Source organism: Salinivibrio sp. ML198 (genome assembly GCF_001996015.1).
Taxonomy (GTDB): Bacteria; Pseudomonadota; Gammaproteobacteria; order Enterobacterales; family Vibrionaceae; genus Salinivibrio; species Salinivibrio siamensis.
Genome location: NZ_MUEZ01000008.1, coordinates 1 through 21,759, shown reverse-complemented (window position 1 = coordinate 21,759; position 21,759 = coordinate 1). Strand labels below are relative to the sequence as shown.

Annotated in this window: 17 protein-coding genes; 11 read left to right on the top strand and 6 right to left on the bottom strand. The window is 51.4% G+C overall.

Going from position 1 to position 21,759, the window contains the following annotated elements; all coding sequences use genetic code 11:
- Positions 1–191: 191 nt before the first annotated feature.
- Complete coding sequence (locus BZG25_RS07030) at positions 192–896, bottom strand: DUF3379 family protein (RefSeq protein ID WP_077638735.1); 705 nt, start codon at positions 894–896, stop codon at positions 192–194.
- Positions 883–1,401, bottom strand: coding sequence for a sigma-70 family RNA polymerase sigma factor (locus tag BZG25_RS07025; RefSeq protein WP_046074910.1), 519 nt, complete (start codon positions 1,399–1,401; stop codon positions 883–885). The genes BZG25_RS07030 and BZG25_RS07025 overlap by 14 nt, the downstream gene beginning before the upstream one ends.
- Positions 1,402–1,885: 484 nt before the next feature.
- Here BZG25_RS07025 and fadI point away from each other — a divergent pair, with 484 nt between their 5' ends.
- Both fadI and fadJ read left to right on the top strand, forming a co-directional pair.
- Entirely contained in the window at positions 1,886–3,196 is a 1,311-nt protein-coding gene (fadI, locus tag BZG25_RS07015) for an acetyl-CoA C-acyltransferase FadI (protein WP_077606550.1), read from the top strand.
- Positions 3,196–5,331, top strand: coding sequence for a fatty acid oxidation complex subunit alpha FadJ (gene fadJ / locus BZG25_RS07010; RefSeq protein ID WP_077606551.1), 2,136 nt, complete (start codon positions 3,196–3,198; stop codon positions 5,329–5,331). The genes fadI and fadJ overlap by 1 nt, the downstream gene beginning before the upstream one ends.
- A gap of 61 nt (positions 5,332–5,392) precedes the next feature.
- On the opposite strand, the gene BZG25_RS07005 is transcribed toward fadJ, so the two are convergent.
- Positions 5,393–8,170, bottom strand: a complete 2,778-nt coding sequence (locus BZG25_RS07005) for an insulinase family protein (protein WP_046075041.1) — start codon at positions 8,168–8,170, stop codon at positions 5,393–5,395.
- Between the two features lie 142 nt (positions 8,171–8,312).
- On the opposite strand from BZG25_RS07005, the gene sixA reads away from it, so the two are divergent.
- A complete protein-coding gene (gene sixA, locus BZG25_RS07000) occupies positions 8,313–8,801 on the top strand; it encodes a phosphohistidine phosphatase SixA (protein WP_046074906.1) in 489 nt (162 codons plus the stop codon).
- 48 nt (positions 8,802–8,849) lie between these two features.
- Here the strand turns inward: sixA and smrB are convergent, their stop codons facing one another.
- The gene (gene smrB, locus BZG25_RS06995) at positions 8,850–9,380 is read right to left on the bottom strand and encodes an endonuclease SmrB (RefSeq protein ID WP_077638734.1); all 531 of its coding nucleotides are present in this window, start codon (positions 9,378–9,380) and stop codon (positions 8,850–8,852) included.
- 120 nt (positions 9,381–9,500) lie between these two features.
- Here smrB and prmB point away from each other — a divergent pair, with 120 nt between their 5' ends.
- Both prmB and aroC read left to right on the top strand, forming a co-directional pair.
- A complete protein-coding gene (gene prmB / locus BZG25_RS06990; RefSeq protein WP_077638774.1) occupies positions 9,501–10,433 on the top strand; it encodes a 50S ribosomal protein L3 N(5)-glutamine methyltransferase in 933 nt (310 codons plus the stop codon).
- Between the two features lie 176 nt (positions 10,434–10,609).
- The gene (gene aroC / locus BZG25_RS06985) at positions 10,610–11,683 is read left to right on the top strand and encodes a chorismate synthase (RefSeq protein ID WP_077638733.1); all 1,074 of its coding nucleotides are present in this window, start codon (positions 10,610–10,612) and stop codon (positions 11,681–11,683) included.
- A gap of 57 nt (positions 11,684–11,740) precedes the next feature.
- Here the strand turns inward: aroC and BZG25_RS06980 are convergent, their stop codons facing one another.
- Entirely contained in the window at positions 11,741–12,364 is a 624-nt protein-coding gene (locus tag BZG25_RS06980) for a trimeric intracellular cation channel family protein (protein ID WP_077638732.1), read from the bottom strand.
- Between the two features lie 201 nt (positions 12,365–12,565).
- Here BZG25_RS06980 and BZG25_RS06975 point away from each other — a divergent pair, with 201 nt between their 5' ends.
- Both BZG25_RS06975 and BZG25_RS06970 read left to right on the top strand, forming a co-directional pair.
- Positions 12,566–13,117 (top strand): elongation factor P hydroxylase, encoded by a 552-nt coding sequence (locus BZG25_RS06975; RefSeq protein ID WP_046074902.1) that lies wholly within the window; start codon positions 12,566–12,568, stop codon positions 13,115–13,117.
- Positions 13,118–13,121: 4 nt separating this feature from the next.
- Positions 13,122–13,400, top strand: coding sequence for a YfcL family protein (locus BZG25_RS06970; RefSeq protein ID WP_046074901.1), 279 nt, complete (start codon positions 13,122–13,124; stop codon positions 13,398–13,400).
- 106 nt (positions 13,401–13,506) lie between these two features.
- Here the strand turns inward: BZG25_RS06970 and mnmC are convergent, their stop codons facing one another.
- Positions 13,507–15,507: a bifunctional tRNA (5-methylaminomethyl-2-thiouridine)(34)-methyltransferase MnmD/FAD-dependent 5-carboxymethylaminomethyl-2-thiouridine(34) oxidoreductase MnmC gene (gene mnmC / locus BZG25_RS06965; protein ID WP_077638731.1), complete on the bottom strand. Its 2,001-nt coding sequence runs from the start codon at positions 15,505–15,507 to the stop codon at positions 13,507–13,509.
- Positions 15,508–15,625: 118 nt separating this feature from the next.
- On the opposite strand from mnmC, the gene fabB reads away from it, so the two are divergent.
- The 4 genes from fabB to BZG25_RS06945 form a co-directional block, all read left to right on the top strand.
- Positions 15,626–16,840, top strand: a complete 1,215-nt coding sequence (gene fabB, locus BZG25_RS06960) for a beta-ketoacyl-ACP synthase I (protein ID WP_046074899.1) — start codon at positions 15,626–15,628, stop codon at positions 16,838–16,840.
- Between the two features lie 254 nt (positions 16,841–17,094).
- Positions 17,095–18,249 carry a 4-phosphoerythronate dehydrogenase gene (locus tag BZG25_RS06955; RefSeq protein ID WP_046074898.1) on the top strand — a complete coding sequence of 385 codons (1,155 nt, stop codon included), beginning with the start codon at positions 17,095–17,097 and terminating at the stop codon, positions 18,247–18,249.
- Positions 18,246–19,259, top strand: coding sequence for an aspartate-semialdehyde dehydrogenase (locus tag BZG25_RS06950; protein ID WP_046074897.1), 1,014 nt, complete (start codon positions 18,246–18,248; stop codon positions 19,257–19,259). Before BZG25_RS06955 ends, BZG25_RS06950 begins: the two co-directional genes overlap by 4 nt.
- 283 nt (positions 19,260–19,542) lie before the next feature.
- Positions 19,543–21,759, top strand: a 2,217-nt coding sequence (locus BZG25_RS06945) for a FimV/HubP family polar landmark protein (protein WP_305794078.1), incomplete at its 3' end; no start/stop codon positions are given.

Genomic DNA, 21,759 nt, shown 5'->3' with positions numbered 1-21,759 from the left:
AAAACAAAATAATGAAACAACAAAAAACGAGTTTTTAGTGTTTTTATCTGCTGTGTTGGCGGGGATTTAAGCGCCGAAGGGTGAACTCAGCGCACACCTGTTACACATTAGGAGGCGAAAAGTCGTTGGCGCGGAAGGAAAAATCACAGCATGCGCCCTCTCTGCCTGCCGAGAGGGCGCACAATACGCGGTTAGATCGCTCTGGGGGTGAGTTGCTGTTGCAGTTGCTCAGCAATGGGGGCGGCAGCGCTTGTTGCCTCGCCGACCACGATCACGCTCGCCGATTGCACTGGACGGCTGATGGCTTGCATTTTGCCATCATTTTTCTGCGCGGGTGCCTGACTGGCAGACGGCACCACAAACACCGTATACGCTTGTCCATCCGTTTCCATCACCATGTGCAAGGCATGGTGATCACCGAAACTACAATGGTTGATGTAAGTGACTTGGCCTGGTAGCGCATTAAAGGCCTTGCCAAACGGTTGTAACTTCGCATTGACTTGCTCAATGGTCGCCCCCTCGTTAATGCCTTCGATAAAAGCATGCTCGTGATAATAGTGCGCCAATGCCGTTTGATTAAGATCCAGCGTGGCACTGCCCCAGTTAAATTGACCGAGCGCGATGCCAAACACAAACGCAATAGAGGCCGCGATGGCAAGGTGCCAGCGAGGACGTTTTACCTGTTGCGCCACATCGGTGGTTTGTAAAAACAAAATTTTATCGGGCAAATCTTCAGGCACCTCAACGCGAAGTGCCTGGTCGATTTTACTGTCCAACTCCGCGATATCGTCCGCATAACGCTGGTGGTGGGTGGACTCAGTTTTGGCAGCTTGCAACTCAGGATCGGTATCATAAGGGTCTGCAAGTAGGCGGCGGCGAAATTCAAGATCGTCCATACTGTTGGCCTCCTGAGGTTGCGGCGGTATCCAGTGCTTCTTTAAGTTGGGCGCGAGCGCGAAAAAGACGAGTCATCACTGTGTTTTTGTTCAAATCCAAGATTTGGGCGATTTCGTCGCCGCTAAAACCGGCAATTACTTGTAAGACCAAGGGCTCGCGATATTCCGGTGATAAAGCGGCAATCTGCCGGTGTAGCCAGCGTTGTTCCATGGACGCTTCTTCGCTGGGTCGCGTTTTGTCTTCCAATTCGCCATCGTCAATGTCCACATGGTCAAACTGCTTCCGTTCGAAGCGCCTCGCATTCTCTCGGCGCAAAATGGTGATTAGCCAGGCTTTGGCTGCCTTGTCATCTTGCAAACTGTCTAACGAGCGCCAAGCGCGTAAGCAGGTTTCTTGCACCAAGTCTTCCGCGATATGCGGGTCTTTTGCTAACCAGTAGGCATAGCGGTAGAGGTCACGATGCCATGCGCGCACCAATGCCTCGTATCGTGCTTGTCGGGTCATACCGGATGAGCCTTTATCCATGGATTAGTCAGCCTATAAAGACCGAGTGATTTGTCATTTTATTTCATCTTAGGTGAAAAATCGGTACAAGTTTGATCTGTTTCAATATTAGAACCCGACAAGTCGGTAAAGTGACTCCTGTCGTTATCGGCCATGTGTCGACACTCGTGAGGTTGAGTGAACGGCGTTTCCTTTTTGAATGATATGACTTTCTGTTCGGATCTGGGTGCGGGAAAAGCACTGCACACTTCCCAGATTATCGTTTTGCTTTCCAATATTTTTGGGGCCTGCGTTCGCGCAAGGCCCCTTTTTTTATTTTTCTTTTTGCTTTTTCGTTTGTTTACCATGAACCATTGTGGTGACACGGGTAGCGGATCTGTGCGCCTGTTGGCAATCTTACCAATCAATTAAAACGGATGTTTTAAGCTGGTAACAATTTGGTTACACTTGTGGTCAGACCTGTAGAACATCCTAAGGAGCAGTGATGACGTCTCAGCAACACCTCAAAACCAGCAATGGTGATCGCATTGCTATTGTGTCTGGGCTACGCACACCCTTTGCCCGCCAATCAACCGCTTATACTGACGTGCCAGCGGTTGATCTCGGCAAAATGGTGGTACAAGAGATGCTCAACCGAAGCAGTATTTCCCCGAAAGACATTGATCAAGTGGTGTTTGGTCAGGTGGTGCAAATGCCTGAAGCGCCAAACATTGCTCGCGAAATCGTGCTAGGTACTGGCATGGATATTCACACCGATGCCTACAGTGTTACGCGTGCCTGTGCCACCAGCTTTCAGGCGGTCGCCAATGTGGCAGAGAGTATGGTTGCAGGCACTATTCAAGTGGGTATTGCCGGCGGGGCGGATTCATCATCCGTACTGCCCATCGGCGTTAGCAAAAAACTGGCGCGGACATTACTAGACTTGAGCAAGGCGAAAACCATGAGCAAGCGATTAAAGTTGCTCAGTAAGCTTTCAGTGAAAGATCTGGCACCGGTTCCGCCCGCCGTGGCTGAATATTCGACGGGGCTGAGCATGGGGCAAACGGCCGAGCAAATGGCAAAGTCTCATCAGATCCCACGCAAAGAGCAAGATGCGCTAGCGCTGCGCTCCCATCAACTGGCGAGCAAAGCTTGGGACGAAGGCTTGCTCAGCGATGAAGTGATGACGGCCTATCCCGAACCTTACAAAACATGGATTGCACAAGATAATAACCTGCGCCCCGACTCCACGCTGGAGGACTACGCTAAGTTGCGTCCTGCATTCGACCGTAAGCATGGCTCGGTCACGGCGGCCAATAGCACGCCGCTGACTGATGGTGCGGCTGCGGTATTAATGATGCCAGAAAGTCGCGCGAAAGCATTGGGTCTTGAGGTGCTCGGTTACATTCGCTCGTATGCGTTCTCCGCCATCGGGGTAGAAAAAGACATGCTGATGGGCCCTTCTTACGCCACACCACTTGCGCTTGATCGTGCGGGGATTTCTCTTTCGGACTTAACCTTGATTGATATGCACGAGGCGTTCGCTGCGCAAACCTTATCCAATGTTAAAATGTTTGCCTCTGACGCCTTTGCTCGTGAGCATTTAAATCGTGACCGCGCGATTGGTGACATCGATATGGATAAATTCAACGTGTTAGGGGGGTCAATCGCCTACGGCCATCCATTTGCCGCGACAGGCGCGCGGATGATCACCCAAACCTTACGTGAATTAAAACGTCGTGGCGGCGGATTAGCATTGAACACAGCCTGTGCAGCAGGTGGCCTAGGCGCAGCAATGATCTTGGAGGCAGAATAATGACCACAGAAACCCATCAAGCCTTTCATTTAACGGTTGCTGATAACCAAATAGCCTGGCTGACCATTGATGTGCCGGGCGAGAGCATGAATACGCTGCAGGCAAGCTTTGTTGAGGGCGTTTCCGCGGTATTAGACCAACTCGAAAACGATAAAAGCGTGAAAGGGCTAGTGATTCACTCTGGTAAGCCAGATAACTTTGTGGCCGGTGCAGACGTGCGCATGCTCGAAGGCTGTGACAGCGCCGAGCAAGCCCGCGATATTGCCGCGCAAGGTCAGGCTCTGTTTTCACGCATTGAAAAGCTTCCATTTCACGTGGTGGCCGCCATTCATGGCCCTTGCCTAGGTGGTGGGCTGGAGCTCGCGCTTGCCTGTCACAGCCGTGTAGCCACAGATTGGGATAAAACGCGCCTTGGCCTGCCAGAAGTACAACTCGGCTTGTTGCCAGGGTCGGGCGGTACACAGCGACTCCCTCGCCTTATCGGTGTGCCTGACGCACTCGATATGATGCTAACAGGCAAACAGTTACGCGCCAAAAAAGCGAAAAAGCTGGGTGTGGTGGATGACTGTGTGCCAGATACCGTTTTGCTCGACGTGGCCGAGCAGTTGGCGCAGAAATCGAAACCAAAACGCAACCGCAGCTGGCAAAGCTGGATGCTGAGTGGGAATGCGGTTGGGCGTAACATCGTCTTTGATCAAGCAGGCAAAAAAGCGCGAGCGAAAACCCGTGGTAATTACCCTGCCGCCGATGCCATTTTATCCGTGGTGAAAAAGGGCCTCGATAAAGGTTTGGAAGCCGGCTTTGAGGAAGAAGCGCGCCAGTTTGGTGAGCTGGTGATGACGTCGGAGTCTAAAGCTCTTCGAAGCATTTTCTTCGCGACCACCGCGATGAAAAAAGAAAACGGTGCCGATGCTGAGCCCAGCGATATCAGTCGTATTGGCGTGCTTGGCGGTGGCTTGATGGGCGCGGGAATTGCGCATGTTTCGGTCGCAAAAGCGGGTTATCCCGTACGCGTGAAAGATGTGAGCGAAGATGGCATTTTGAATGCTCTGCGGTATAGCTATCAACTGCTGGACAAAAAACGCAAGCGTAAACAGCTCAGTAAGGCCGAGCTGCAAGCGACGATGATGCAGCTATCGGGCGATACACAGGCGACGACCCTCTCTAACTCGGATGTGGTGATCGAAGCGGTATTTGAAGATTTATCGCTTAAACACCGCATGGTGGAAGAGATGGAGTCCATCACCGAGAAGGACGCGATTTTTGCTACCAATACCTCGTCATTGCCTATCCACCAAATCGCTGAAGGCAGCCAGCGCCCGGAAAACATTGTGGGCTTGCACTACTTTAGCCCGGTAGAAAAAATGCCACTGGTGGAGGTGATCCCCCATAAAAACACCAGTGATAAGACGATTTCGACTGTGGTTAAGCTGGCGCGCCAGCAAGGTAAAACGCCGATTGTGGTCGGTGATAGTGGAGGCTTTTACGTCAACCGGATCCTTGCCCCTTATATGAATGAGGCCGCGCGCGTGTTGTTGGCTGGAGAAAGCATTGAGCATATCGACACCGCGCTATTGGACTTTGGCTTCCCTGTTGGGCCTATCACCTTACTTGATGAGGTGGGCATTGATATTGGCGCTAAGATAGCGCCTATCCTGACGCAAGAGCTGGGGGAGCGTTTTGAAGCGCCGGATGTCTTCGATGTGCTGCTGAATGACGACCGCAAAGGGCGTAAAACAGGTAAGGGCTTCTATCGCTACGATGCCAGCAAAAAAGGCAGCAAGGCTAAGCAGGCCGATAAGAAAGTCTACAGCTTGCTCAATATTACCCTTAACGCCCAGTTGTCTGGTCATGAGGTGGCGCAGCGCTGCGTATTGATGATGCTCAATGAAGCGGCACGATGCCTCGATGAGGGCGTGATTCGTTCTGCACGTGACGGTGACATCGGTGCGATCTTTGGTATCGGCTTCCCGCCGTTCTTGGGCGGACCTTTCCGCTATATGGACCATATCGGCATTGACCGTGTGGTCAACTTGCTCAACGAGCATCAAAATCGTTACGGTGAACGATTTGCTCCTTGTGAGCGCTTAACCGTGATGGCCAAAGAAGGGCAGGTGTTTTACCCCGAAAGCTAACCGTTAGCCAGCCAATGATAGAAAGGGCAGCCAGTGGCTGCCCTTTCTATTGATTGGGAGATTAGTCCTCACTACGCTGACATAAAGCGCGGAAGGCAGCGATATCCGCAATCGGATAGGCACCGTCTAGGTGTGCATCTTGTTGATGTTCAGTCCCGCAACTGTGCATGACTAACCTATCTGCGGTTCTCGGCTTGAGTGTATTGACCACAAACCGCACCATATCCGCGCGACTGAGTGTCGCCATCGCCTCTGCAACCTGCTCGCGACGTTGGTATTGATAGTCTTTGTTGCCAATACTGATCCAGTAACGTTGAGCGCGAGCTCGTAGGTTATTATCCGGCTCTCTCACTTGTGCCAATAAGCTTTGCTTGCTGCTTTGCCAGCTTGCCTCCGTCATTTCTAACAGCACCATGAAAAAAGCATTGAGAAAGTCGTCAATCGCTGCCATTAACTGGTTGGGGCCTGCCATGGGGGACTGCACATAAAAAATCAGTCCAGGGTGGCGGTTTAGCGGTAAGTTATTAGCACCAACCATATAACCTAATTGCTGTTTGGTGCGCAGTTCGTTGAAAAAAGTCGCCGACATCAGGTGGTTGGCCAAGGTGTAGGTCGCCACGGCTTGAGGGTCGGTCGATGGGCTTTGGTAATACACTAAAAGCGCTGACTCAGCATGCGCAAGAGGGCGCTCAAAACTGACGGTACCGACGCCCTCAAGTAAGGTCAACGGACGCACAGACTCCTGATACGCTTGTCCTTTCACGCGCAAACTGTCTTTGACAGTTTCTGCTAAGGCCTTGGCATGATGGCGGTGCCAATTACCATACATAAACATATCGACATGCAAGGTGGCGAGCATGGCATCGACAAAGTCAGGTAAGTCACTCAGGGTCACCGTTTCCAATGCCGCTAAAAGGGCGTGATACGGTGGATTATTAGGCTGAAGCAGCCCGGTCATGCTGTTATATAATTGGCTCAGCGGCTTGTTCTTTTCTGCGTTTTCCCAGCTGCGTTGCAGCTGCGCTTTTATGGTCTCGAAGCGCTCAGGGTTGAAACTGCGCTGAGAGAAGGTTTTCAAGATAAGTTCGAGCAATAGCGGCTGCTTGTCATTGAAGCCACTGAGTGTCAGCGTTACCCCACCTTGGTGCGCGTATAAATTGTAATTTATTCCCGCAATTTCAGCCTGATAGGCTTGCTCATTTAGGGCTTCGAGCAACATTTCAACACTTAAACGGGTCATGACAATGTTTTTCACCGTCGCCACGGCATGTGGGCTATCGATGGCGATATAGATGTGGCCTTTAGGCACGCGAAAGTGGGGTTCTTGGCCATGCCAAAGGCGGAAACCAGGTAGCGCTTCAATTAAGCTTGGTACCTCGCTGGCATCTTGCTCGATAGCCAGTGGATGCAGGGCATCGGCAATATAAGGGTTGGGGTCAGGCAGTGTCAGTGCCGGTGAAATGTAATCGGTTTTCCATTTGGCAATTTGTTGCGTAGAAAAGCGTTTCACCGCGTAGGGCGTGTGATACCAATCGGCGCACTGATCGTAACTTAGCCCTTTGGCAACCAGCATCACGCGAAGATTATCGACGCTCATATGTTGTAGCATGGCTTGAATCTGGTGGCGATCAAACCCTGTCATCATGTAGTCGCCATACAGAAGATCGGCTGGCGCATAATGCTGCATGTTCATCACCAAATGACTGACGGTATCAATGGGTCGGTGCGGGTCTTGGTAATGAAATGCCAGCTCTTGGACTTGTCGTTTTTCTTGATAACGCCAAGGTTGTAATCCATCGCGCCGAATGAGGGCAATGGCTTGAAAAACATAGGCAATAATGTCGTCGAGATGGCTAAGCCCTAATGGCGTCAACGAAAAGCCGAGGGTAAATTCACGAAAATCTCGCCCGCTGATCCCACCACCTGCAGACAAGGTGTTGATATAGCCCTTATTTTTTAATAGTGACATTAAACTCCCTGGCCCCTCATACCCCAATAAATGGGCAATGTAAGACAAAGGCTTAGTGCGGTATTGCTCGGGACTTTCAGGGACAGAAAACGCCAAGGTGAGCTTACGAACGTCTTTTAAAGGTTCAATACTCACCCATTGATGCTGCTCATTTTTGGTGACCAAGGGCGCATTGATGGCAAGTTCGGGGTAGTGATGGTTGGCAATGGCGGAAAAATATTGTTTCGCGAAGCGCTCAAGCTCATCCAATGACTGTGGCCCGGTCAATGCCAGTGTCATAAGATTGGCGCTGTAGTTAGCTTGGTAAAAGGCGATGAGATCATCACGCACATTGGAATCATCGCGGTCCGCGAGCGTCTCGACACTGCCAACGGAGAACTTGGCAAATGGATGGTTGGGGTTGATGGTTTCTTTATGAACTTGATAGATACGTCGCACGTCGTCATTGAGCTTCATGCGATACTCGGCGTCGACCGATTGGCGCTCTTTATCCACGGCATCAGCATCAAAACGCGGTGAAATGAAAAATGCGCTGAAGCGATCTAAGCTCGCGGCGAACTGGCGGGGGCGAATATCGAAAAAGAAGGTAGTGTGTTCTGTGCCTGTCCACGCGTTATTGTGGCCACCATGCTGGCTAATAAAGCGCTGAAAGTCACCGATGACGGGGTACTGCTCAGTCCCCAAAAAAAGCATATGCTCAAGAAAGTGGGCCAGCCCTTGTCGCTCGTCTGGATCGTGGAAGTGACCGACATTCACTGACAATGCTGCGGCACTACGATGCGCATATGGGTCATTCACCAATAAGACACGTAATGCGTTAGGAAGCGTGATATAACGGTAGTGTTTATGGTCGTTAGGGCTAACGTGCACAAGCATCTCACTATCAGAGTAAATAAGTTAGTAGTAAGTATGACTACCAGTGACCAGAGTCGCAAACCACTTATTTGGTCTTTTGCGGTTCATCTTGATAGCATGCAGCCAATCTTGGCATATGAATGTGGGTATTAAGGCGATGAAAGTAATCATAATGCGTCATGGCGAAGCGCAAGCATTTGCGGCCAGTGATAGCGACCGCGCGCTAACTGCCAATGGTGAACAACAAAGTAAACAGATGGCGACGTGGCTGAACCAGCAATTAGATGGAAAAATGATTGATAAAGTGTTGGTGAGCCCTTACTTACGTGCGCAACAGACATGGCAGGTATGTGCGCCTTTATTACCCGATGCAAAAGAGGTGATCACGGAAGAAGAGATCACCCCTTATGGGCAAAGTGATCGTGTCTATGATTATGTCAATGCAATGATAGAGGTTGAGACGCTCGACGTGGTCTTGGTGGTCTCTCATCTGCCCTTAGTCGGATACCTCACTAACGAGTGGGTGCAAGAGGGGCAACCGCCAATGTTTGCAACCTCAGCCATGGCCATGATAGAAGTGGATGTCACGACCCATCAGGCGTCGCTGAGTGCGCATATGTCACCACGACAGCTTTTGAATCGTTAATAGATAAAGCGGCTTGATGCTGACCTGTTTCTTTAGCGACAGGTTGCTTTAGCGCTCAGGCACTTCAATCAACACCAGCAAGGCGGCATCCCCACCAAACTCACGTGGGGCTTGGTGAAACGCCATCACACTGGGGTGTTGTGCTAGCCACAGTGGAATTTTGTCTTTGAGTACGCGTTTACCAATCCCGTGCATTACGCTGGCGCAACGAATACCGTCTTTCACACAGGCCGCGAGCATCGCCCCCAGCTCTCGTTTGGCTTCTGTTTGGGTCATCCCGTGTAAATCGAGATAGATATCGGGCACATACACACCACGGCGAAGCCGCTTGACCTCGTATTTAGAGACATCCTGGCGAGCGTACTGCATCGGACCCGATTCACTGAGCAGCGGCTCGAACTCATCGGAAAAGTAAAACGCATGATCGCTACTCTGTCGCTCAAACTGACGTTGTTTGCGCGTTTTGGTCGTCTGGCGTTGTGGCGGGTTTATGGTATCCTGCTTCAACTTTTTTGCGCCTTTGACGGCATCACGGAATAGCGCCAAGTCCTCTTCCGTCATCGATGGTTTTTTGCTCATAAAAACTGTCCCCGAGGTGATGACCTGAATTGTACATTCAGCCAGCTCAAAATGCTGCTTATTGTACTGACCTCGCGTCAAAGGGCGACCCCCAATTGCATGAAGCCGATGGAGGCCAATGTGGATACGATTTTTACTGAAGAGGTGGTCAGCGAGTTACATACGCTGCAAGACATGCTGCGCTGGACCGTCAGTCGTTTCAATGCGGCAGGCTTGTTTTATGGCCACGGCACCGATAACGCGTGGGATGAGGCGGTACAGCTGGTCTTACCGACACTCTACTTGCCGATCGATGTGCCCTCAGAAACGCGCTTTTCGCGTCTGACCACCAGTGAAAAGCATCGTATTGTTGAGCGTGTCATTGCACGTATCAATGATAAAACACCGGTTGCCTATCTGACCAACAAAGCGTATTTCTGTGGCTTAGAGTTTTTTGTCGACGAGCGCGTGCTCGTTCCACGTTCACCGATTGGTGAGCTTATCCAGCAAGAATTCGCTGGCATCTTGCCTCACCCGCCTCGCCGGATTATGGATTTATGCACGGGCAGTGGTTGTATCGCTATCGCGTGTGCTTATGCGTTCCCAGAGGCAGAGATCGATGCGGTGGATATTTCCACCGACGCGCTGGATGTGGCTGAAATCAATATTCAGGATCATGGCTTGGAAGAGCAAGTGATCCCGATGCGATCGGATTTACTAAAAGATGTCCCGCACGATAAATACGAATTAATTGTGAGCAACCCACCGTATGTTGACGCGGAGGATATGGACGACTTACCGGATGAGTTTCGCCATGAACCTGAGCTGGGGCTTGCCGCCGGCACGGATGGCTTAAAGTTAGTACGGCGTATGCTTGCTAATGCCCCCGATTATCTCACAGAAGAGGGCGTATTGGTCTGTGAAGTCGGCAACTCGATCGTGCATATGCAAGAGCAGTATGGTCATTTGCCTTTGCACTGGATTGAGTTTGAAAACGGCGGTCATGGCGTGTTTATGATCAGCCGCCATGACCTCGTTGCGTGTGCCGATGAATTTGCGCTTTATCGCGATTAGCGGCAAGGCATCTTTTCGATATAAAGCCAGCCTCGAGCTGGCTTTTTTATTCTCTATCACTGACAAGCGTTGCCTCATGCGCCTGGATTTTTTTTGCGTCTTTGGTTGCTTTATGGTTAATTGCTAACAAAGTACGCAAAAATACAACAATGCCGATCAGGCAAATAGAGGAAGGCATGGCAGGCAACACGATAGGACAGATATTTCGCGTCACGACCTTTGGAGAAAGCCACGGCGTTGCGTTGGGGGCGATTATTGACGGCTGCCCGCCGGGGTTAGCACTGAGCGAAGCGGATATGCAGCATGATCTCGATCGCCGTCGTCCCGGCACGTCGAAATACACCACACAGCGTCGTGAACCGGATGCGGTGAAAATCCTTTCTGGGGTGTTTGAGGGGAAAACCACGGGGACATCGATCGGGTTGATGATCGAAAACACCGACCAGCGCTCGAAAGACTACTCCAAAATCAAAGATGTGTTTCGTCCCGGTCATGCGGACTTTACCTACCATCACAAATACGGCATCCGCGACTACCGCGGCGGTGGTCGTTCGTCAGCGCGTGAAACGGCGATGCGCGTGGCTGCAGGCGCGGTGGCTAAAAAATACCTCGCGCAAGTACATGGCATTCAAGTGCGTGCTTACTTGGCGCAGATGGGAGAGGTGACCATAGACACGGTCGATTGGGCGCAAGTCGAGCAAAACCCCTTCTTCTGCCCGGACGCAAATAAGCTCGAGGAGTTAGATGCACTTATCCGTCAGCTCAAAAAAGACGGCGACTCAATTGGTGCCAAACTGACCGTGGTGGCGGAGAACCTGCCGGTAGGCCTAGGTGAGCCGGTATTTGATCGCTTAGATGCAGATATTGCCCATGCGCTAATGGGGATCAATGCGGTAAAAGGGGTCGAAATTGGTGATGGTTTTGATGTGGTGCAGCAGCGTGGCAGTGAACATCGCGATGAAATTCACCCTGAAGGGTTTGCCTCAAACCATGCTGGTGGCATTCTCGGTGGGATCTCTTCAGGCCAGCCATTGGTGGCACATTTAGCGCTCAAACCCACTTCGAGCATTACCGTGCCGGGCAAGAGTATTGATGTTCACGGTGAATCCGCGGATGTGGTGACGCGTGGTCGTCATGACCCGTGTGTGGGTATCCGTGCCGTGCCGATTGCCGAAGCGATGGTGGCGATTGTGTTGATGGACCACTTGCTGCGTCATCGTGGACAAATGGGCGAAAACCCCAGCACTTAACAGCGCGTTCTTCTCACGCGACAGACAAAAACCGCACTACGTTGTGCGGTTTTTTTATCAGTGTAGAGAGGAAGGGGCTTCAAAGCGGAAAACCGGTAACGACCAGCTAAAGCGAACAGCCGCCATTCGGAATCCAAAACCAATCACTAAACTGGCGACGGTTGCAATCAGTTCACCGACATCAAGTCGAATCAAACTAAAGTAGAGCGCACCGGTGACAAAGGCGACCAAGGCATACAGCTCTTTGTGCAATACCATAGGCGATTGACGACAGATCAAGTCGCGCAATAGCCCACCAAAAATACCGGTAATCAAGGATGAAACCATGCAAATTAACGGGTGTAACCCCATATCCATCACCACACGGCAACCGATAATACTAAAAGCGGCAAGGCCCAGTGCATCTAGGGTAACAAAGAGTTTATAATTGCGAGCAACCCAACTGGCAATCCATGGCGTGATCAAGCCGGCGAGGCAGGTGATCACGAGAAAGTGTGGGTTAGCGACCCAGGTTAGAGGGTAGTGGCCAAAAAGAATATCGCGGACTGTCCCGCCTCCGATAGCGGTGGCACTAGCGACAAACATCACCCCAAACCAGTCCATGTGTTTTCGCCCGGCACTGAGCGCGCCTGTCATGGCTTCCGCGGTAATGCCTATGACATAAAGCGTCAATAACAACATACAACCCGACACCTTACATTGAGATTAGAAATTGACGCGCATTGTAGTGGCCTTATTTGCCTTTCACAATCAAATTTGTAGTAAAAAATACATTAAAAAGAATGTGTATATTGAAAGGTTTAGCCGAGGTATGTGCGGCTTTTTATCGCTAAGAGCGTGTTTTTGTTTTCTTATTGATATTTGATCTTATTAAAGAGCAGTATGACCCACGATTATCACGACTTGATCCAACTTTTTAACCAAACCTTTCTTGCCTCTTTCAATACTGAGCTGGTGCGTGGCGGGGATGAACCTATTTACCTACCTGCAGATGCGGTGCACCCGCATCACCGCGTGATCTTTGCCCGCGGATTTTTTGCCTCTGCCTTACACGAAATTGCACACTGGACCATTGCCGGTGAGCAGCGCCGTCAATGGGAAGACTATGGCTATTGGTATCATCCGGATGGCCGTGACGCTGACACGCAAGCGGCCTTCGAGGTGGTCGAAGTGAAGCCGCAAGCGATTGAATGGATCCTCTCTGCAAGCTGTGGGTTTCGCTTTCAAGTGAGCTGCGACAATTTAAGTGGTGTTGAGCCCGATCGCCACGCGTTTACTGATAAAGTTCGGCAACAAGTCGTACAATATGTCTCGGATGCATCGACAAGCGCCGCTTTGCCCGTGCGCGCCAAGCAGTTTTCTGATACCTTGCGAGACTTTTATGGTGTTGCACCGTTGACGCCAGATACCTTTACGTTGCCAAGCCAAGGTTAAAAAGATGAAAGTTCAAGACTACGAAGCACGCATTCTAGCGTTAATCGATGAGATGGTAGAAACCGCCTCAGACGATGAATTGTTTGCCAGTGGCTATTTACGTGGCCACGTTTCTTTAGCGGCAGCGGACTGTGAGTTGGAAGGCGTTGATGAGGTGCCAGCATTGAAAGCGCGCGTCGATGCCAGTCTCAATGACAATGCCAGTGAGCTGTCACCCGGCGACCAACGTCTCGTCGGAGCGCTGTGGGATCTATTGCAGCAGCAAGTGGAAAAAGACGCGTAACGTGCTGTTTTAAATGGAACATTAAGCGGTATCACAAACGATACGTCTTGAAAAAAGAAAGCCATCGCCTCGACGATGGCTTTTTTGTTGACCTTGTCCGAGGGGGCTATAGTGCTTTACCTTTTAGCAGCTTACGAACCCACATCCGCCCTGGGTGCAGAGTGTCTAGAACCGACTGAGGTAAAGGTAAAGGCTCGTCACACAGCTGAGCTGCTAGCACTTCTGCCGCCAATGGCGCTGAGGTGAGGCCGCGAGAGCCGAGCCCCAGTAAGCAAAATAGTCCTGGGTAAACGGGAACGGCGTCCGCCTTTTCTTTGTCTTTTTGCAAGGTTTGGTAGGTGGAAACCAAGGCGTTGTAATCACAGACGTTGCCCACAAAGGGTAAATGGTCGCGACTGGCGCAGCGCACCCCAACGCGTCCTTCTTCCGCCAGTGGCACCGCGCGTGCCCACTCAGTGTCGATACAATCGGTTAAGCGTTGTTGATTTTCTAGCTGATCGGCAGCTTGGAACGCTAAGTCAGCATTATTGCGACGATAGCTGGCGCCTAGACAATGTTCCTCCCCCTGATTAGCCGGTGTTAAATAGCCCTCGAAACACAATACAGTGTTGAGCTTACTGAGTTCGGTATTGGTGGGCACATGGCTGACTTGACCGCGCACGGGGTAAACCGGAATAGGCTGTGTTTGGCTGAAGCTATCTGCTTGGTGGCCATTGGCGATCACCACATTTTGATGACAAACCTCACCCATGCTGGTATCGAGTGTCCAACCATTGTCCGATTGCGTCAGCGCATTCACATGACAACCAAAATAAGCATCAAGCTGCCCGCTGGCTATCGCTGCATCAATCACGCCCGCGGTAAACTGTTGCGGGCTCATCCAGCCGCCAAGCGGATAAAACACGCCGGCATGTCCGGTTTCTAAACCGACTTTCTCGCTCACGCCATCGACATTTAACGGTGTGACCAATGCTTCAGGAAAGGCACCATCGACCATCTTAGCGAGCTTAGCGGCACTTTTTTCGTCGTAGCCGAGTTGCGTGACGCCACACCAGTCGTGTTCAAATGGGATACCTCGCGTGCGTTGCTGATCGATAAATTGGCGAGAAAACAAAAAGGCGGGGGCAAAAAACTGGCTTAAATTATCGTTATTGCCATTTAAAAGCGGATAAATGGCGCCTTGATGGTTCCCAGATGCGCCAGCCGCAGGGCGCGGGTCTTGGCAATACAGCGTGACTTGCTTGCCCCGTTGTAGCAATGCGGTGATTAAGGCGGCACTGGCAATGCCACCGCCAATAATGGCGATGTCGTCCGCTGTTGAGGCGGGGGAGCGTGCATACCAAGGTGAGTAGCTTGCAGCGGCTTGGCGAGCAGGTAATGTGCCTGACAACATGTCGCGTTTGAAGCCGAAGCCTTTTACCTTTTTCATCTCAAAACCGGCCTCGATAAGGCCACGGCGCACAAATCCCGCCGCTGTGAAGGTGGCGCAGGTACATTGCTCGCGCGCAAGTCGTGCCATGCCATTAAACAAGGCTTGATTCCACATCTCTGGGTTTTTGCTTGGGGCAAAGCCGTCTAAATACCAAGCATCCACGATCCCTTCAGGGCTCGTTGGCACTTGTGGTAACCAATCTTTAATATCACCAAACCACAAATCGAGTGTAATCTGACCTTGAGCCAAGACGATACGTTGACAACCCGCGAGCGGGACGGGGTAATAGGCACGTAATTGCTCAGCATAGCTTGCCAGCTCTGGCCAAGCTTGATGTGCACGGGCGAGATCCTCTACTGTCAGGGGGTACTTCTCAAAACTGATAAAGTGAAGCTGGGTCACAGGTGCATTTGGATGGGTTTGACGGAACTGCTCGAATGCTGCCCAAGTAGCCAGAAAGTTGAGCCCAGTGCCAAAGCCGGTTTCCGCAATCACAAACCGGGACGATGTGGCGGTTTGCCAACGTGCGGGAAGTTGGTTTTGTTCGATGAACACATAGCGGGTCTCGGCCAAACCGTCGTGATTGGAAAAGTAGACGTCATCAAACTGTTTCGCGACGGGGGTGCCCGTATCATTCCAGCTGATTTTTGCGTGGTCGATCGAGGGAGTGCTCACAAATGCCTCTTACACAGGAAAGGAAAAAGCAAATTGTACTGGCTCTAAGGAAAGCTGACCACTTATCAGCTTTAAAAACGCTATCATCCACTGCGAAATTAACGTCTAGGAAAGAATCATGAAACGAGCTGTCATTACAGGCATGGGGATTGTTTCCAGTATTGGTAACAACGTCAAAGAAGTGCTGGAGTCGCTCAAAGCGGGAAAATCTGGCATTAACTTTTCTCAGCAGTTTGCAGATATGAAGCTGCGCAGCAATGTTTGGGGTGATCTCAAACTCAACCCCGCCGACCATATTGATCGCAAAAGAATGCGCTTTATGGGTGACGCGGCGGGTTTTGCCTACCTAGCGATGGAACAGGCAATCGAAGACTCGGGCTTAGCCCCTGAGCAGGTTTCTAACCCACGAACTGGTTTAGTTGCCGGGTCGGGGGGCGCGTCATCCGTTAACCAAGTTACCGCCGTTGATACATTGCGCGAGAAAGGGGTTAAACGTGTTGGCCCTTACATGGTGCCGCGCACCATGTCATCAACTGTTTCAGCGTGTTTGGCGACTCCGTTCCAAATCAAAGGGGTGAACTACACCATGAGCTCTGCATGTGCGACTTCGGCACATTGTATTGGCCATGCCCTAGAGCTGATTCAACTGGGTAAACAAGATGTGGTGTTTGCCGGTGGCGGTGAAGAGCTGGATTGGTCGCTTACCATGATGTTTGACGCGATGGGAGCCCTTTCAACCAAATACAATGATGATCCGCAAAAGGCATCACGCACCTATGACGCGGACCGGGACGGTTTCGTCATTTCAGGTGGCGGCGGCATGCTGGTCGTGGAAGAGCTGGAGCATGCGTTGGCGCGTGGTGCGACCATCTACGGTGAAATTGTCGGTTACGGTGCAACGTCTGACGGGTATGACATGGTGGCACCGTCGGGTGAAGGCGCTGTGCGCTGTATGAATATGGCGATGCAAGATGTGGATGGTGAGGTTGATTACATCAATACGCATGGTACATCAACGCCTGTGGGTGATGTGAAAGAGCTAGGCGCAATTCAAGAAGTATTTGGCGGTAAGAGCCCAGCCATTTCTGCGACTAAGTCAATGACAGGTCACGCGCTCGGTGCTGCTGGTGTGCACGAAGCCATCTATTCAACCTTGATGCTTGAACAAGGCTTTGTCGCGCCAAGTATCAATGTGGAGAACTTGGATCCCGCGGCTGAAGGGTTAGATATTGTGACCCAACCGCGAGAGCAAGCACTGACGCGCGTGATGTCGAACAGCTTTGGGTTCGGTGGTACCAACGCCACCTTGGTGATTGAAAAGTATCGCGGCTGATCCCGCGCCTGTTTCCAGGTTTGCAGAGAGACTCTGCCATCAGACACGGATCATTATCGTTGAGAGCCGTTAATGGTCTTTTCAGGTCCTGGATTTACCCGGCTTCGGCCGGGTTTTTTTATGCCTGAGGCCACCCGGTAAGCCGGGGTAACCCGCTCAGCTGAAGGGTGTTTTCTTACCGTGAGACAGATACAATAACCTTCTCGCATTTAGCATCCGATAAGCGATGCACCGACTCACATAGGACGTTGAACGTGAAAATTGTCGTAGACGAAAACATGCCTTATGCCCAAACCTTGTTTAGTCAATTGGGTGAGGTGGTTGCATTACCCGGGCGCGCAATCCGTGCCGCGGATTTAATCGATGCTGATGCATTAATGGTGAGAAGCGTCACGCAAGTGAACCATGCGCTGATTGACGGTGCCACCCGTCTGCGTTTTGTCGGTTCAGCCACCGCTGGTGAAGATCATCTTGATTTTAACGCCTTGCACGCACAAGGCATCCATGGCACGGCAGCGCCAGGTTGTAATAAGGTTGGGGTCGCGGAGTATGTGATCAGTGCTTTATTGGTATTGGCACAACAGCAAGGGTTTAAATTGACCGACCGCACAGTCGGTATTATTGGCGTGGGTCATGTGGGGGACTACTTGGCTGCGCGGCTTGCGGCACTTGGGATTAAAACCTTACTTTGCGACCCACCTCGTCAGGCTCGAGAGAACCTTGCTGACATGGTGGACATTGACACTCTGATCGCAAAATCGGACGTGGTCACTTTCCATACGCCTTTGACCACGACTGGTGAGCACCCCACTTACCACCTCATGAATCAAGCTCGGTTAGAGGCGCTCGCGTCAGGCAGCATTTTGATAAATGCTGCGCGTGGTCCGATTGTTGACAACCATGCACTTAAAGCGCGGTTAGCACGAGGCGACATTGATGCGGTGTTGGATGTTTATGAACATGAGCCTGAGGTCGACCTTGCCCTTATGGACCAGCTCACGTTTGCTACACCTCATATTGCAGGCTATGGTCTGGAAGGAAAAGCCCGCGGTACCACCATGGTCTTTAACGCACTGTGTGAACACCTTGACCTGCCTCATCGTGTGCATGCCAGTGAGCTGCTGCCCACGGCGCCGATTCCACAGGTTGCCTTGGCACAGCCGTGGCAACAAAGCGATCTGATGGCACTGACCCAATTGGTCTACGATATTCGCCGAGATGACAGTGATTTTCGTCGTGCCATGCATACCGCAGGTGATGACAAACAGGCTCAGCGTACAGCCTTTGACCAATTGCGAAAAAATTACTGGGATCGACGCGAGTACAGTGCGATCACGGTAGCCGGACAGGCTGATTTCGGGTTACAGTCGCTGGCTAAGCTGGGCTTTAGTATTGAGGAGCATGCATGACACAAGCATTTGACGTTGCCATTTTGGGCGCAACCGGTGCGGTAGGGCGCACCATGATCGAGATTTTAGAAGAGCGCGATTTTCCCATTGGCACGCTACACCTCCTCGCCAGTGAGCGAAGTGCAGGTGAAACCATTAGCTTCAAAGGTGAGAGCTTGCGTGTGCAAAATGTCGACAAGTTTGATTGGACACAGGTTCAGCTTGGCTTGTTCTCGGCGGGCGCACAGGCTTCTGCGCACTGGGCGCCGATTGCAGCAGATGCGGGCGTCGTCGTTATCGATAACACGTCGCAGTTCCGCTATGACTTCGACGTACCCTTGGTGGTGCCTGAGGTGAACGCCGCCGCGATTGGTGACTTTCGTAACCGTAATATTATTGCTAACCCAAATTGCTCGACGATTCAGATGCTGGTGGCATTAAAACCTATTTACGATGCCGTCGGTATCGAACGCTTAAATGTGTCTACCTACCAATCGGTCTCTGGGTCAGGGAAAGCAGGCGTCGATGAGCTTGCCGGACAGACGGTTAAATTGCTTAATAGCCAAGATGCGGAGCCTGCACTATACAGCAAGCAAATTGCCTTTAATTGTTTGCCCCAGATTGATCAGTTTATGGAAAATGGCTACACCAAAGAAGAAATGAAAATGGTGTGGGAAACCCAGAAAATTCTTGCCGATGAGATGATAGGGGTTAACCCTACTTGTGTGAGAGTGCCCGTGTTTTACGGTCATGCTGAAGCTGTGCACCTTGAGTGCCGTCAACCGATTGACGCGACGGAAGCGGTGGCAATCTTGAGTCAGCATGAACATATCGAGGTCTTTGAAGGGGAAGACTATCCCACCCAGGTGAAAGAAGGCACTGGCTCAGATAAAGTGCTCGTCGGGCGTATTCGCAATGATATCAGCCACCCTAATGGACTCAACCTCTGGGTGGTGGCAGACAATGTGCGTAAAGGCGCAGCGACGAACTCAGTGCAAATTGCTGAAGTACTGGTTCGCGATTACCTTTAATCAACAAGCCTATGATCCGTAAAAGAGCGTGATAGCCCGCCCATCACCACACTAGGTTGATTGATACCCCATCCGTTGATGGGGTATTTTTTTAGGCATTAAATTTGCAAAGATGGACGATACGCGACGTGTGACGATGCTATCATCGAGTCAAAACTGAGGCAGAGCGCCCACAGTTTGATCGCGCAACACACTTTTATATCACCAAACTACAGTTTTTAGCATGGCTTCCGATATAGTTAGATATTTAGTGAGGCCATTTTTGCCATAAGGGAGTGCGGGTGTGTCCAACGCACAGCAAAGTGAACAGTCTTCTTCTCAAACTCGATTGACCAAAACCCCGCATCGCGTTAAGCGGCATCTCATTGCCGTCGCAGGGGTATTGGCGGTTGCGCTTGTCAGTGTTTCAACGGTGCCGGTCGAAGCGGCAATACGCATTCTTGGTCCGCAAGATGAAATGGCGGCCGAAACCGCCTCGCCCCAACCGACGCCAGCGGTTGCATCGGCACAACAATATGGCCCAACTGGGGCCAACGAAACCTTGTGGTCGATTGCGACTCAAATGCGTCCTAATACGCAAGTAAGTGTGTATCAGACGCTCGGTGCGATTTTTCGTCTTAATACCGACGCATTCACCAACAACAATATTCATAGCTTGCAGCCGGGTAGCACCTTAGTGATGCCGACGCTGACGCAAATTGAGCGAGAAAGCACCCAGGACGTGATCAATCGGCTTGAAATTGATGAAGCGCGTAAGCAAGCCCAAAATACCACGCCCCTGAGCGAACAGGTTGAGCAACCGAGTCCACAACCACAGTCAGCACAAGCCGATAATAACCAAGCTGCGCAGACCCAACCAGCGCCAAATAGCGAAGACGCGTCAGACGCCCAACCTAGTGGTGAGAGCTCGACAGCGAGCGCCCCAGAGCCACAAGTGGTACAAAACTTACAGTCTCAGCTGCAAGCCTCTGATCAAGAGATGACTCGCCTGGTTGAGAGCAATCATGTGCTCAAGGTCCGTCTGTCTGAAGTGCAGCACGAGTTGAGCGCGTTAAAAGAACAGGTAAGTGGTGATGCCGAGCTTAATAAAGAGATCCGAGCATTTTTAGAAACCCAACGTCAGCAACAGGTGGCAAAGGATACCCAACCCCCATCCGCGGTTGAATCTTTACTTGATAGCCCATTATTGCTTGCCATGTTGGCCATCATTCCTGGGGCCTTGATTGCAGGCGCGATATTCTTCTTCCTCGCACGTCGTAGAAAGCAAGAGGAAGACGCGGAAGAGCCTGCGGCGCTGGATCATGATGATATGGACGATATGCCTGTGGTCATGGTGCCCGATCCGGATGACGATGAAAGCGATGTTGACGATCCGCAAGATGACGATGAGCTAGAGATCACCGATGACGGTAAGGGATACGAGGATGTCGCGTTTGGCGATGATACCGACCTGGACGATCTGGATCTTGATGACGAACTCGATGACATGGCTGGCAATGAATCGAGTGTCGCGCCCACCAGCGATGATGCTATCGGTCTTGAAGACATGGAGCGCGCGCTGGATGAACTGGCAGATGCGCCGCCGGCTGATACGGAAAGCGCCGCCGATGACACATCATCCGACGATGACAGCGAATTAGAAACGGGCGAGGCAGAGCAACCTGAAGAGGAAATGAGTGCTGATGAAGCACTTGCCGCAGAGTGGGCCAAAGCGCTCGAAGAAGGCAATGACAGTGATGTCGACGATATCGATGCCTTGTTGGCAGGCGAAACGGGTGAAGACACGACTGCCGATGAGGTCTCCGCTGCTGATGAGCCTGAGGACGAAAATACCGAGACCAAAGAACAGGCTTCACAAGAGAACGAAGACAATGACGAGCAAGCGCCTAATGACGCCTTGTTTGACTCGGTGCTGGACGATGAGCCTGAGCTGGATTTAAGCCAAGATATTGACTTATCAGATGATGATAACGATGACGATGCCGTTTCTCTTGATAACACGACAGAGTTGCTTGATGAACTTGTCGGTGATGAAGAAGACGAGGACAGCTGGCTAAATGAAGGGGATGATACCGAGGACGAATTCGATGAAAGTAGTGATGCATTACTGGATGAAGTCTTAGACAAAGATGATGATCCTCATCTAGAAGATTCTGACGCTTTACTAGAAGAAGTGTTGGGGGATGACGATGAACCAGACCCACTCGCTGACGAGGACGATCCGGCACTGTGGGGAGAAGAAGATGACAGTGATCCGAACGAAGCGGAGCTCGAGCAACTTCTTTATGCGTCGGATGAGCAAGCAGAAGAAACACCTACAAGTGATCAAGGCTCAGAGACGCGCGTCGAGCAAGACAACGATGCCGACGACGAGCCGCAAGCAGAGTTAAATGAAGATGACGCACCGGCGGACGAGCCAGCTGAGCCAGAGGCTACTCGCGAGGCAGATGAAACGGCTGACGAGGACGCTGATGACGAGCCGCAAGCAGAGCTAAACGAA